Consider the following 14639-nt stretch of genomic DNA (forward strand, 5'->3'; position numbering starts at 1 on the left):
TCCTTAGAAATTATAACCCACTGTTAACCTGAATTCCCGTGGTGCAAAAGGCACGTAAGCATTTAATCCGACCGGATTTGAGGCTACCGGCGTAATCCAAGCACTGCCATAATTATTTCGATCGAGAATGTTGTTTACAATCGCATTCACAATAATGTGATTGTTTGTCCAGCCGATGCCACCATCGAGCCTGAAAATAGGCGCAACTGCCAAATTATTTTCTACAGAATAACGACCAGAACGGCCAGACTGAAGCTGATAACCACCAGAGACGGTAAAAGAACCTGGCAGCGCAAGCGGAAGCCTGTAATTTAGCCAGGTATTCTGAATATGCTTAGTTAAATATGGAGAAGGAAGTCCAACTATTGCTGCGTTCGCATCTTTCGAAATAATTGCATCAGTGTAAGCATAATTGATCACGGCGTTCAATCCTTTAACAATTTCTCCTTTTAGATCGAATTCGATACCCCTGGCCTTAGTTTGCCCAATCTGCGACTGCAATAAGGTTGAGGGATCGGTTACAATGATATTATCGCGGGTTAACCTATAGAAAGATAAGGTTGTATTCCACTTGCCGTTGGCCCAGTCTTTTTTTAGTCCAAATTCAAAATTTTCACCTTTCAGTGGCTTAAAAACCCCTCCGGCTATACTTAAACCACTTTGTGGCGTGTAAGTATTATCGTAAACAGCATAAGCTGCAAAATCGCTCAGAATCGAATAACTGATGCCGGCCCTCGGCGTAACTATCCAGTCTTTCACTTCGCTTACTGTTGGAACAGCAACAGCACTTTTTGATCCGGTTAACCTTGCTGCAAATGTGATTCTCAATTTATCGTTCAGCATATTCAGTTCATCCTGCGCATAAGCGGCATAATATTCAACCGATTGTTTGTTGGTGGCAATATCTTTCAAGGCTCCATCCCTTTTGTTCGAATCGAAATTGATCCCATATACTGGGTTATTGATATCCAGATAGTATAAAGTAGGATTAGCGGTTTTATCGTTATAACCAGAATAAGCCAAAAGATTTTTACGGTTAGCATCTATCCCGCCCAGAAGTTTATGCGTAATGCTTCCTGTTTTCACCTCACCGTTTAAAAAAGCCTGAAAAGCATATACATTAGTATTGAACCTTTCGTAAGTTACCCGCCTCGGTAGTAAATTTGGAGCAGCCTTATTGTAACTGGAAACAAAAAAGTAGTTCCCATCTAAGTGGCTACCCGCAAAAACACCCTTCGCGGTTAAATGCCAGTTCTTTCCAATCTGATTTTCATAAGTCAAAAAAGCATTGTTTTCTGAGCCTTTAACTGGCTCCTTGTTCGGATCAGAGATGCTAAAATCCCTCGGGAGCGAAGCAAATCCATCAGGTGTAAACACAGTGAGCAGGTACTGCAAAAATTTTTGCTTCTGGTAAATGTATTCGGCGGTAATGGATGAATGGTCGTTGATATTGTATTTCAGTACGGGATCTATCACAAACTTATCATTAAAGGCAAATTTTTGAAATGATTTGGCCTTTTGCCCCACAACATTTAAACGGTACTGCCATTTTTTGTTTTTATCAAAATTCCCATCAAAATCGCCGCTCAGCCTAAAAAGATCAAAACTTCCGGCAGTAAAGCTGACATTATTGGTGGATATTCCTGTAGGATTTTTAGTTACAATATTAAAAGAGCCTGCCGGATCGCCAATGGCATTCATAAAACCTGCCGGACCTTTAATAAACTCCATGCGATCGATAATGGCGGCATCCTCAGGCATTGGCCCGTAATAAATCATCGAAAGATCGACACCATTGCGGAGTGTATTTATTCCTGCACCGCGCATAAAAATGAATGGTCCATAAAAATCTGCTGTATTATTACGGATTGCACCACTTACGTTCCGGGTTACACTTTCGTTGATATTAATGGCTTGTTGATCTAAAAGAATACTTTTGTCAATTTCCTGGATATTCTGCGGCAATTGCAACAGCGGAGTGGTTTGTTTTAGGGTAGCGGACGATTTGCCAATATTATACCGACGGTAATAGCGCGAGTTAATATCAACGGTTTGTAAATGTTTAACACTATCGGTTTTTGCAGTATCTGTATTTTTTGTTTTGCCATTCTGTGCCAATACGCCAAAAGGCATAGCCAGGAAGGCAAATAGAATAAATCTGTTTGTCATAATTTTTGGGACGATTATCCCTGAAAATAAAGTCTGTTAATGCAGCGCTTTTCTTTTTTCAATGTGAAGACTATCGAGATAGCGGTCTGAACGAACAATTGCCGCCTTAAACTGCCTGTCGAGATTATTTATCTTTTTCAGCTCAACTTTAAAATAATCTAAAGCCTCTCTTTCACTTTTTCCCGAAATGTCAGGATCAAAATGATTCATCCAGCTTTCCATTTGCTGGTTGGCCTCTTCTATTCCACTAATCACCTCAATTAATGTAACTGAATCAACCAAAACATCAGGCTTATTACCGGAAGATTTAACCGACTGATAAATAGAATCAAGTATCGCCTTTTGACCATTGGCCAGATCTGCATCGTTCATCACCTTATCATGCCTGGCAACTACTTCCGATCGGAGCGTTTTATAGTCTTGCTCTTGCTTACAGGAAAACCATAAACAAGCCACGATAATGACGAGCAGATAAGAAAAAATAAGTTTCATAAAGAATTTACAAACGCAAGTATATTATTATCGTTCTGATCTGGAAATTCTGCAGTTGCAAAAAAGATCAGAATTTAGTAGAAATAGATCATCAATCTACTCCAAATATTAACAGGTTTGCTTTGGTGGCTGAAATATAGAGAAATGACAGCTAATCGGACTTTCTATTTTAGCCAGCGAATAGTGACGTTCGAAAAGTACTGGAGTAAAATGATATGCAACTGGTGAGCTTGGCATGGCCAACTGAAAAGCTGTACGCTGACTTTCGCGCTCCTGTTTCTTTTCTTTCTCTTCGGCCTGTTTTAGCTTTTTCATCAGGTAGCACTTTCCGTTACAGTGCATCCAGGGCCTGTTTTTATTTACACAAAACTTTTCAGCCAGCTGCTTTTGGTTCACTTCAAATCCAGCATATACAAAATAGGTGGAAAGATTGGATCCAACGAGGGAAATTAATAGCAAAATGACGGTAAGCCTTTTATACATTTCGCGCCAAAGATAAGGACTATAAATGTTAAAAGGTGGTACTTCACCAATTCATTGATTATTTTTCATAGGTAGATGAAAAATAATCAATGCTTCATATTCATAATAGCAGATACTACTCCAATTAAAAATGATACCAGGTAGTAAGAGGCAGGAACAAGGATACTTCTTATAAGTAATCCTTTTTTACTATAGTTAAAGCCGGAAAAAAACTGGTAATAGAACCAGATGCTGTATATAAATGCAAAGAAGGTTGCTGCACCAAAATACATTAACACCAGCCCTTTGCTATTGGTGTAAAAAATAGTGATGACCGAAATAAGCAAACCAATAATTAATTCGACAATAATGCGGTTTGAATTTAAAACCAGATGCTCCGAATAATTAAGTTTTGCTTTTCTGAACCAGATAAAAGTAAAAAATGAATAAATCGGGATAGTAATAATCAGGATCAGCTTTGGATGGTCGGAGATAAATTTTTCGATCTCACTCATCATTGCCTTGCTTCCCTTAGGCATCAGGTCAGTGATGCTACCATGTGTATACGGTGCGATGAGACTTGATGCCGTCAAGATAAGCAGGATGAGCGTAACAAAACTAAAATAAGGAACCCTTTTGCCCTGGATAAATTCGCGGACACTGTGGCCCGGTCGTGTAAATAAGGCTTTTAGGGTAAATAAAATACCTTTATCAACGTGCCATACGCCATGAACAAAATCATGGGCCAGGAAATGTTTAATGGAATAACGGTGTGTGGTAGATTTTTGCCCGCAATTGGAGCAGTAATTATGTGTAACTGGAGCAGCACAATTTAGGCAATCTGGCGACATGGGAAAGCTATTTTGAAGCGCGGTTTTTAATTTCAGTATTGATTTGGCCCAGACTAATAAAAGCGGGTAATAATGCTAAAGCACAAGATATAGGAATGGCTGCCAGCACTTTTGGTGTTTTGGCAGTAAAAACGAGGTAAAGCAAAATAATGAAGGCGGCGAGCATTACCACACCAAGACCTATTAAGGCTCCTTTTATACTTTGTTTTTTCTTATATAATTCTTCTACAGATAATTCGTTGAGTGGAATTGCTTTTTTCATTTCAATCTTGATCAGGTTAATATAGTTTGCGGTATGATGCAGAGATACATAGCCAATTTGCAATGTTTCTTTAGCTGAACAAATATACAATATATCACTGTATAGTGACAAAAATATTTAAAATCGATTGACGTAATTTTCTGATGTGATATTCTTCATCAAAACGGAAGAGAAAACTGAGGTTAAAGCACTAACTAACAATGGAAGTAAAACTTTTGGATGTGGTTGGGAAAATACTTTACACCAAAAGTTTTTAATCTGCATCTTAATTTGTAATCCTGAAATTCGAACCACATGTAATCGCCAAATCGAATTGTACAAATTTTAAAATCGATTTGTGTATTGAAATTTAATCACACAAAAAAAGCACGGTGTTAAACCGTGCTTTTTTTCTTTTTAACATTTCGGAACAGGCCGCATAAGCCCGCTCCGAATAAAAGCCAACCAGTTTTGGTATTGGCTAAATCTAAGCCCGAAAGGTTTTTAATTATTGCATTTGCATTGGGTTCGATGTAAAGAATCGCTGTGGCCACCACAATCACACAAAATGCCCAAAGCCATATGGTTAGATTTTCTTTGATAAAAATTGTTAATATAAATGTATTGGAGGCAATGTATTCTTTGGCTTTAAAGAGGTTGTAAATGAGGATGCCTAGCAAGCCCATCACAAGAATTAAAAAATGTTCCATTATAGAGCAGTTGTAGTTAAAACACCCGTATCGCTTACCGTAATTCTGAACCTGCTACCATTTGGAGATGTCAGGATCACGCCTTTGGTTAAATCAGTAATTTCAATATCATTTGGGACAGAAACCTTACCATCAGAACCAACAATTAGCCTCTCTGCGCCGTTATTGTACAAATACAAGTCGTTGTATTCATTACCAGAGACATCAGTAACCCGACCGCCAATACCATATTGGGTTGTGCCATTTGTATTCCAGGAGCTAAAGCCAATTTCATGCCTTGCCCCTACTTGTGAACCATCTTGTACCGGGACTATCCTAATGGTTGTAGCAGTTCCTAAAGTGCTGGAGTTAACCGCATTTGGCCTTAATAAAACATTGTTTTCGACTTTTTTTACGTGACCATTTGATGGATTGTAAGCCAATAAGGGAGCAAAAGAATCGTCCGTTTTTTCCTCCAAATTAGTTATTTGAAAGCTATCATTATTTAATTGAAATGAATTACCCGCTGTTTTAAATACAACAGCTGCATCATTGCCAACTGAAAAATTTCTAAACTGCAATTGATTGTTTTCGCCAGGATAATAATCTTCAGAAGTAAAATTTATCAAAGCCCCATTAATACCTGACTTAAGGAAGATGGGGGCATTACCTTTGGAGTTATAATTTTGAATAGTAAGCCCTCCAAAAAGGTCGGTTTCTTTATCGCCTCTTAAAGACATAACCCCATTGCTTCCTGCATTAATGCCATAACCTGTATCATAATCTACAACAGCCAGATAAACAGGATTTTCATCCCTTTCGTTAGATAAGATTAAACTACCTTTTTTTGTTTCATCAAGAGTTTTATGTAAAACATCACCATCATTTGGAATTATAGAGTTTAAGCCTAAAAAGTTTTTTACTGCTAGAGAATTATATAGATAAGCACTACCATCAATATCTTTCCCCAAAATACCCGTAATCGCACCATTCTGTACAGAGCTAAAGGCATCACCTGTATTTAAGCCGCCCCACGAGTTAACATCAACTTGATTTTTATTTAAAACTCTTGTATACCCATCAGTTCCAACAGTTAAGAAAGCTCCAAATTTGTTATCGATGTTTGGTCTGTCTATATATAAGCCACCTACAGGTAATGTTCTGTCATCAGCACCAAAAAATTTAGGAATTTTTGCATCGCTGGAACTTAAAAGAGATGTTTTTGGTAGTTGAGCCATTTCACCAGTTTCTTCATTCCGGGCCAAAATGGTTAAATTATCAGTCAAATCAATAGGATTATAAAGTGATGGGTAAATTTTCTCATTGAAATAGGCAGGCATCCCGATAGTCATTTTATTTTGAAAAGAATTTATTTCCATGTTTGTAACATTAGAACCCGATGCATCACTTTGAAAAACCAAATTACCTGCTTTAAGAACACCTGAACCACTATTACTAAAATCTATATTATGATTGCCATCATAAGAAAGAACCATATTAGAAATTTGCGATTTTCCAGCAACGTAAAGATCAGCTTCAGTTCTAATTTCTCCACTAACCTTAACACTAGCATTTTGTTGGATTGAATTGTAAGAACTATTTGCATTCCAAATAAAATCGTTTACACTACGTTTTTTAACTTTATCGGTAGTATTGTCAAATCCTAAAAGAAAGCCTTTTAAATCATAATAATCATCAGTAATGGCATTTTCTAAATCTGGCAGATGCAATTCTCCATCAATTGTCCCTCCTGCTAATGGCAAATAATTTGCTATTTTAGGATTAATGAGTGCATCTAAATCCTTATCTTTTAAAAACTTTCCTCCTCCGTTCCATAAACCAATATTTCCATCCTCACTGAAACTGAATACTTCATTACCAACATGCAACCATAGTAGCGGCCCTATACCCGGACTACTCAACGAGAAGTCATAAACTCCACTAGCATCCTTAAAATTAATACCGCTACCATAAGGGAAATTAACTCCATTATAGAATTTTACCGGGTTTGCATTTGCAAATTCAACAGATTGTCCATTAAATGTTTTTATTCCCCCGATGATCTGTGTACTATTTAAATCAACAAAATTTGTTAGATCTATTGGTAAAGCATCGCTCCAGGAAGATGATAAGGGATTGTAAATCCTAAGCTTTCCCAACGTTGTGTTATAAATTAGTTTTACCGTATTCTGAGGTAAACCTCCCGCATCTAAATTATCGGTTTCGCTTGTAGGTATACCTAAACGCTTTAAGCCAATTAAATAGTTATCTATCTGCGAAAAATCGTTATTAGATCGTGTTTTATTTGTTGGTGTTTGTTGGGCTGCTGCTGATAGACAAATGCTTATCAGTGCAATTATTAAATATTTCTTCATTTTTTTTTATTATATCAATATTTGAACACTCAATTCAAATTTTGGAACGTACAGATGTAATCTCAGCACCAAAAGGAACTAAATTCAGGTAATATGAAATTGTTATGGAGTGGTTTTTAGTTGGAGGTTAGAATGCAAGCAACCGCAGTTATTGGTATTTAAAGGAGACTATTTTTATAGGGCTGTTTTAACAAAGTCACCAGTATCATTAATGGTTAACCTGTAGCGTGTTCCGTTTGGTGAGTGAAGAATGATGCCTTTAGTTGCATCAATAAGTTCTACATCATCTAAAAATTCTGCCTTACCATTATCTGCAATTCTTAATGGTCTAATTCCAGTAGCTGTTAGATCAGTATTATTTTCACCTTTTATCCAAAAATCTAAACCACCTGAACTGTATCCGATACCTGCTGATTTTCCATAACCTCGAGACCTAAATCCTAACATTGGCTGTGAACCCGAAACTCCTATCGGAACATTAAATCCCCCAGATCCCTCTCCACCATCCGCAGAAATGCCATTACCAGCCTTTAAAGAGTTACTCAAATTTAATCCGCCATTAAAAGCTATAATATTATTATTAAAATCGAAATTAAATTTTCCTGACTCAGAGTTTCTACCGAATGACCAAGTACCGGCATCACTAGCACCTGAAATTCGCCCCTCCATCACGCCACCACCTAAGGATAAAAACTTATCGTTTATGACAGACATGTTACCGGAGGTTTGATCTTTAACTACAAATTGGTATGGTTGTCCTGTTATATTCGGCATGGTACCAACCCAAAGATTTCCATAAACATTTTGAGAACCGTGGAAATCAGTATTTCCATTATATCTAAAAGAACCTTGATTAAGATCGAACCAGGTTTCACCATCTTTAATCCACTTTAAATATTCTTGTCTCCACACTATTCTATCCCCTCCTTGGTCTTCTGTTTTGTACATAGCAAAAGATCGGTCATTTACCGTTGCTAAATCACCATTCATAGTACCGCCTGTTAGCGGTAAATATCCTTCCAAATCAGATTGATAAGCTACGTTAGCATTGACCTTAGGAACAGGAAAAGTGATATTATGCCCACCCTCAAATTCGGGAATTACAAAGTTCAAATAACCAGTTCCAGAGTTAAAACCCCAACTATTACTTCGATAAGTACCTCTTTTCCCAACAGTATTGTCTTGACTTTCAAAGTAGTTATATGCTCCGCTTGTGTTGTTGTCTGCTATTACTGCTCCATGAAAAGTACTATAACTCTCCGTAATTTCTGCTATAGCAATATTAGTACTGGTTCCAATGTTTAAATTTCCGGTTATTTTTATTTTATCAGTTCCCTGTGGTGCAATTTTAAGATCACCATCATTTGTACCCAATTCAATAGAATTGACATGCATCGAATTTGTTTTCAAATCTCCATTTAACAAGCCATTTCCGTTCAAATTAAAGCTCGCATTTTGTGCGTTGTCGGTAGCTATTAGATTTTTTATAAAATTATTGTCAACATATTTTTTAGGCATCATGGTTTGAGGCCCTGCATTTGCCCAAGAAATATCGTCATTATATTGCATTCCCATTTGTGCAACTGCATCATTTACAATAATGCCGTTGTTAGTATTAGCACCATCAATACCTATCCCCTTTTGTCCTAGAGCTGTAGCAGTAAAAAACTGTAAATAGCCAGTAGCTGCGTTAGATTGTGCAGAAATAGTGGCCTGACCGATTCCTCTGCTAGCATCCCCGTGTGATATTGTTGCTTGACTATTGTTTAACACTAATCGAGCATGTTCACTTGACCCTAAATTTATTCCGCTTGTATAATCTCCACCTAATTCTAAATATCCATCGTTATCAACAATCCCATTTCTCGATCTTAGTAGCTCGCTTAACTGTAATTTACCTATAGTTCCACCATCATTATCACGTGTTAATAACTGAACAGGGGATAATCTACCCCTATCTGGGAGGTTTGGCGAATTGACTAATGGCAAAGCATCACCCTGTTTTAGAAAAGGGGTACCATTAATATCAGAAATATTATTATACACCCTTACATCTTTGTTTCTTAAAATTTTTAGACCAGATTCGTCAAAAACCTTTAAATCGATAACAGCATCAGTATTACCAGGCTGTTCTATGTCAGCATCAGGATTTGCCTGTAAAGTAACCGAGTTTCTCCCTAACATTCTTAATCCCGAGCCAGTCCCATTCCATCCGTAATTATCAAAATAACCATAGCCTGCACCCAGTCCTAAAGTAAGATTACCATTAATAAATGTATTAGTATTTAAATAAGAATTAATCCCGTTAAAATTAAAATTATACCCTTGAAAACTAATGCTACCGCCAAGACCATTACTCACAAAAGCATTTGCTCCCTGCCCATCACCTTCGGTAGATATACGCAAGATGTTATGGTCATTTCCGCCCATGCTTATATCGCCCTTTAAATTAATTGAGCCATTTATAGCACCACCTGTTTTATCAAATTTGCCATTGAATGCGTCGTCTATCTGCGATTTTGTATAATACGCAGATAAATCTGTTGCATCTGCCCAAGTTCCTGTAAGTGGATTATAAATCCTAAGCTTTCCCAGTGTAGTGTTAAAAATGATTTTAACCGCATTCTGAGGCAAACCAGCTGCATCTAAATTATCGGTTTCACTTGTAGGAATACCCAAGCGTTTCAATCCAATTAAATAGTTATCTACCTGCGAAAAATCGTTATTAGACCGGGTTTTATTTGTTGGAGATTGCTGGGCTGTTGCTGAAAAGCCAAGGGCAATAAAAGCAATTATTAAATATTTTTTCATCTGTGTTTTATTTGATCAATATCAGTGCGTCGATTCCGCTCAATGTGAATCGGTATTCGTTTGGTTTACCATCTTCTCCGGTAGTAAATGTGATCGGCACCTGTTCTAAACTACCATTTAACCAAACACTAAAATCGCCATAGGCTCCAAAAAGTACTTTACGCTCGTCATCCCAGGGAAGTACATATTCTTCTGTTCCGGAAACTGTAATCGGAATGGCTTTTTTATTGACGACTTCATCTACATAACTTTCTAAAGCTAATGTTCCCGAGGTTGCTGGAAGTTTGTAGATAACTGATTCAGTTAATGACTCATCAATATCAATCCGGCTAGATACATTACCGGAATTTCTAAATATTAATTTATTTGGAGTAAAAGTAAACCCTTTGCCTGTTGAGCCATCATTAATAAATAAATATGAAGAAGTTAACGTTACTAATTTACCAGAAGAGTTCAAGTTGACCGATTCAGAATTGACAGAAAAACTACCGGAGTTATTGCTACCATTAAGGGAGGATGGATTTAGCCCAAAGCTCCCTGTCGCTCCTCCAAATGAAAATCCTGTAGTATTAAAACTTCCTCCTGCAGCCCCTGTTGATAAAGAAATTGAAGCATTCTGTATTTGTGTGTAAGCTGTTGTACCAAAAGTACCACTACCTGTTATTTTAATATCAGCCAACTGTGCATCAACAGGACTTGCTTTAATAAATTTACCTTCCAAAGGGCCAGAGTCTCCGCTTAACAGTACATTGATTTCTTCTTTAGTGTAAAACTGCGTTAGATCAGTAGCAGTTGCTGATCTCCATGCGGCCCCATCATAGATGTAAAGCACCTGCTCAACAGTATTGTAAAAAAGGTTTGCACGTGTGCCGCTTCCTGTTAAAGTATTAATTGGTCCGGCAGGTATAGAAAGGTTACCTATGTTATGCGCATTTGGATCATTAAGATGCGCTTCGAAAGCTTCCTCATCAGCCTTTTCCTCAAAACGGGCATCCAGATTCTCAATAGAACTTGCAGGAATCACCTGGTCTTTATGCCAAAAACTGTCCCAGGTATCCCAAAACTGTTGTTGTGTTGGTTTAAAACCAGTTTTAAACCAGTTTTTTATCGTATTTAAAGTTTGTTTTGCCATTGTTTAATTCTTTGAGGCGATGCCAATAGTTTTGATGTAGTTTATTATTGATTGATCATCACTTACACCTGTTAAAAGTGATGTAGTTCTACCCTAAAGCGGGTAATGAAACCTTAGTTCCGTATTTAAGCAATTTTCAATCTGGATTGAATGAAAACCTAGTTTCGTTAATGAGATATACATGGGAAGGATAATCTTTGAAGGTTATAGACATCCCAAGCAACTTAGTTTTCTCATTCACGACCTTTTCAGCTTCTGTAAGCTTAAATTGTATTGCCATGCCATTTATTCCTGTAGGCGCTAAGGGAAAAGAATGATCACTATGAGTTTGCTTAAAAAGGATAGTTCCTGACTTTATCTCTGATATTTCAGTTAAAAGCCCGACACCATCACCAGCAAAAACAAATTCTTTAAAGCTATCAATGCCTCTAAAAAATTCGCCGGTACGATATTCATTATCAGCGTAAACAACATTTTTATCGCCTATAACTTTATAGAGCGCATTTGGTATAATCTGACCGCTTTCAACGCTATACATAAATTAAGGTTTTAAGTTTTTAACCCTGATGATGTATTTTAACTGAATGAAACGGGCATTGATAGGAAATTCAAATGCAGTACCCCTTATATAATCAGGATCGCCATTACCACGCAAAATTTGTCCTGTTCTCACATTGCCTACGTTATTACTTGAAAATGCAATACCGGGCTCATAGTGCTGATATTCTTCATTGGTGAAAGCTTCAATTAAGACTCCACCATCTGAAGTTGTAAAACTATTGATATCAATCGCTTTAAACGATTTTTGAAAGTATTCTACACCATTATAATTTATTGTCCCGGAAATTGCGTAATACCAATATCCAACAACCAGGGGATCGCCAACGCTTTTTGAAGCACCACCATTGCTAAACCTGGCCATTATGGTATGTCTTTGAGGCGCTTCTAATATTTCTCTGCATACACCTCCTCCGTCAGAAGAAAAGTCCAATACATCTTTTGTTGTAAATCTTTCTCCTGGCTGATATATATTACCATTTAGGATAATTGAAGCCCCTTCAACGATATAGGGTGTTAAATCTTTAAGACTTGTTCCAACTGAAACTGTTATTTCACTCAAATCAGCTAAACTATCAATATATTGACCGTTTCTATCAGCACTGAAACCGAAAATTGGTGCTTCTGCCAATTCTCTACCTATCAAATTTGCCTTAACAATTGTTTCAACGCTTGCATCTAGTGTAGGATTTGTGAGAATTATACTATTATCTGAAATTGTTAAATTTTCAATACTGCTGAAATCAAAATCTCCTTCATTTTCAACTGCTGAGGCTTTAATTGGATATGCAATTGATCTGGCACCAACAAAAGTTCCGAGATATGATAAATTTTTGGCAGGACTATCAAAAGCTAAAGAATAATCACCAATTTCAATATTGTTAAATTTTGGATCGGCAACGATACAATTTTCAAAGTATTCATTAATATCAAGGGAAGGGTGAACTATTGCAAAGAGATCCTTTAAATCTTGCAAACTATCGATTTTAGACCAACCTGCCTCTGTTGTTGGATAAAGCGTGTTAGGAACCCCAGCATAGGCTAAGGCAACGTTGCATTCTTGCAAAATTGAATACTTCATTGCACATGATCCTATATCCATAAGCAGATTGCATCGCTTAAAAATATTGCTGTGAATATTAAAGGGATCAACATTCGTGAAATTGTCAAATAGGTTTAAAAATTTACAATCAACAAAAGTATTGTTCTTAGTTGATGGGCTTCTTTGAGCAGGATATAATGCGTTGTTACCATTGTATACTGTTATGTTAGTGAAAATATTATCTGTGCCATAAAAATTACTTATCCCAGTGTTTTCAACTCGACATCTATAGTAATTACTTGGGCCTCTTGATGCATAATAAATTGCGTTTTTCATTGTCACATCGATTACTACACAATTATTTCCCCCACTATTATTTGATACACAATAATCTAATCCAGTTCCATCTAATATTACATCGCTATCGCCACATATTCTCGGTAAAAATCCCTGTACAGTTTCACGATAAACTCCGGAACCTACGATAATCATCTCTCCAATAGCAGTTGAACATCCTTTAGAGATTGTTCTCCATGGTTTATTTCTGGAGCCATTACCAGTTTCATCATTTCCAAAAAGCGCTACATAACCAACATTATCAGGCTTAACATCATCATCTGAATCTGCTACAAATAGACCAGTGTTATCATAATATTTTATAAATGAGCCACCCTTGTATTTCCAATTATAAGTTGCCATAATTAATTGTATTTCCCTTTAAGTATTACGTTGCACTTGGCAAACATTACATCATCATAGTTGAATGTAAAAAACACCCTATCACCTGCATTAAAAACAAATGGATATACCTGATTATCATCAGTGTAAAGCGCATCCACACCATTTTTTAATTTTAAGGTGTTGCAGCCCCCTAGAAAACTGGAATTGATCTGACCAGAATATTCCATTAAAATGGCCTGTTCGGTTTCTCCTGTCATCGCGATTTGAAACTTAAACCATTTCTTTTCGGCTGCGATTGTTGCACCAATTTTCGCAGGTGTCATCATTTCGGTATCACTTAGTTTGGCAATTGCCTGAGCTTCTGTAGCAACTTTAGCAATACCAATTCGGGTTTCGGTTGCCTGCTGGCTATTTACCTGACCGCTACCCCAGTTTGCTGAGATCTGACCTGGGGCGTTTAATTTAGCACGTAACTGATCGCCAACCTCGTACTCTTTGCCATCAATTATTCCTTCAACATTAATCTCAAAACTATCGCCACGCCTAACAGTACCATCTGTACCAGTGCCAAATATTGGATATTGTCCGGTACCTGCATCCCAATCGCCAGCATACCTCAAAACATCTGTTGCAACCAAATCAGCATAGTTTTTAGCATTGATTTCCTTCTGATCGGCATACTCTTTATTGGCAACCTGTCCATTCTCTTCAGGGCTAGCAACATTTAGCCCGGTATTTCCGTTAAAATCAATAGCGCCTAATATTTTATTATCCAAAGCCCTTACTACTTCTAATGATCCCGACGGCCTGCTAAAAAGTTCATCAACCTGACTTTGCAAATAATTATCTCCATTTGCCCGTGCAGTTACTTCCGCTTCTAACTGATTTATACTTGCCTTATTAGCCAAACGACCATCAATATTATGTGCATGGTTATCGCTTAAATGGCTTTGAAATGCTTCTTCATCGGCTTTTTCATCAAAACGGGCATCTAAATTCTCGATGGAACTGGCAGGAATTACCTGGTCTTTATGCCAAAAACTGTCCCAGGTATCCCAAAACTGCTGTTGAGTTGGCTTTAAACCAGTTTTGAACCAGTTTTTTATTGTATTTAATGTTTGTTTTGCCATTATTTA

General features: G+C 37.1%; 12 protein-coding genes. All 12 read right to left on the reverse strand.

Annotated features, from left to right (window positions below; genetic code table 11):
- Positions 1–3: 3 nt before the first annotated feature.
- On the reverse strand, positions 4–2169 hold the full coding sequence (locus U859_RS0108850) for a TonB-dependent siderophore receptor (protein ID WP_025143033.1): 2166 nt from the start codon (positions 2167–2169) through the stop codon (positions 4–6).
- A gap of 36 nt (positions 2170–2205) precedes the next feature.
- Entirely contained in the window at positions 2206–2661 is a 456-nt protein-coding gene (locus U859_RS0108855; RefSeq protein ID WP_025143034.1) for a hypothetical protein, read from the reverse strand.
- A gap of 108 nt (positions 2662–2769) precedes the next feature.
- Positions 2770–2976, reverse strand: coding sequence for a hypothetical protein (locus U859_RS31965; RefSeq protein ID WP_162799904.1), 207 nt, complete (start codon positions 2974–2976; stop codon positions 2770–2772).
- Between the two features lie 254 nt (positions 2977–3230).
- Positions 3231–3974 carry a DUF3667 domain-containing protein gene (locus tag U859_RS0108865; protein ID WP_025143036.1) on the reverse strand — a complete coding sequence of 248 codons (744 nt, stop codon included), beginning with the start codon at positions 3972–3974 and terminating at the stop codon, positions 3231–3233.
- A 7-nt stretch (positions 3975–3981) separates the two neighbouring features.
- Positions 3982–4236, reverse strand: a complete 255-nt coding sequence (locus U859_RS0108870) for a hypothetical protein (RefSeq protein ID WP_162799905.1) — start codon at positions 4234–4236, stop codon at positions 3982–3984.
- A 374-nt stretch (positions 4237–4610) separates the two neighbouring features.
- Positions 4611–4925: a hypothetical protein gene (locus tag U859_RS0108875; protein ID WP_025143038.1), complete on the reverse strand. Its 315-nt coding sequence runs from the start codon at positions 4923–4925 to the stop codon at positions 4611–4613.
- Positions 4925–7279, reverse strand: a complete 2355-nt coding sequence (locus tag U859_RS0108880) for a hypothetical protein (protein WP_025143039.1) — start codon at positions 7277–7279, stop codon at positions 4925–4927. The genes U859_RS0108875 and U859_RS0108880 overlap by 1 nt, the downstream gene beginning before the upstream one ends.
- Before the next feature lie 174 nt (positions 7280–7453).
- Positions 7454–10090, reverse strand: coding sequence for a hypothetical protein (locus U859_RS0108885; protein ID WP_025143040.1), 2637 nt, complete (start codon positions 10088–10090; stop codon positions 7454–7456).
- 7 nt (positions 10091–10097) lie between these two features.
- Positions 10098–11222 carry a hypothetical protein gene (locus tag U859_RS0108890; protein ID WP_025143041.1) on the reverse strand — a complete coding sequence of 375 codons (1125 nt, stop codon included), beginning with the start codon at positions 11220–11222 and terminating at the stop codon, positions 10098–10100.
- A 136-nt stretch (positions 11223–11358) separates the two neighbouring features.
- Entirely contained in the window at positions 11359–11760 is a 402-nt protein-coding gene (locus tag U859_RS0108895) for a hypothetical protein (RefSeq protein WP_025143042.1), read from the reverse strand.
- A 3-nt stretch (positions 11761–11763) separates the two neighbouring features.
- The gene (locus U859_RS0108900; protein ID WP_025143043.1) at positions 11764–13521 is read right to left on the reverse strand and encodes a hypothetical protein; all 1758 of its coding nucleotides are present in this window, start codon (positions 13519–13521) and stop codon (positions 11764–11766) included.
- A gap of 2 nt (positions 13522–13523) precedes the next feature.
- A complete protein-coding gene (locus tag U859_RS0108905; RefSeq protein ID WP_025143044.1) occupies positions 13524–14633 on the reverse strand; it encodes a hypothetical protein in 1110 nt (369 codons plus the stop codon).
- Between the last annotated feature and the right edge of the window lie 6 nt (positions 14634–14639).

This window comes from Pedobacter jeongneungensis, from assembly GCF_000633455.1.
In the GTDB taxonomy this organism is placed as follows: domain Bacteria; phylum Bacteroidota; class Bacteroidia; order Sphingobacteriales; family Sphingobacteriaceae; genus Pedobacter; species Pedobacter jeongneungensis_A.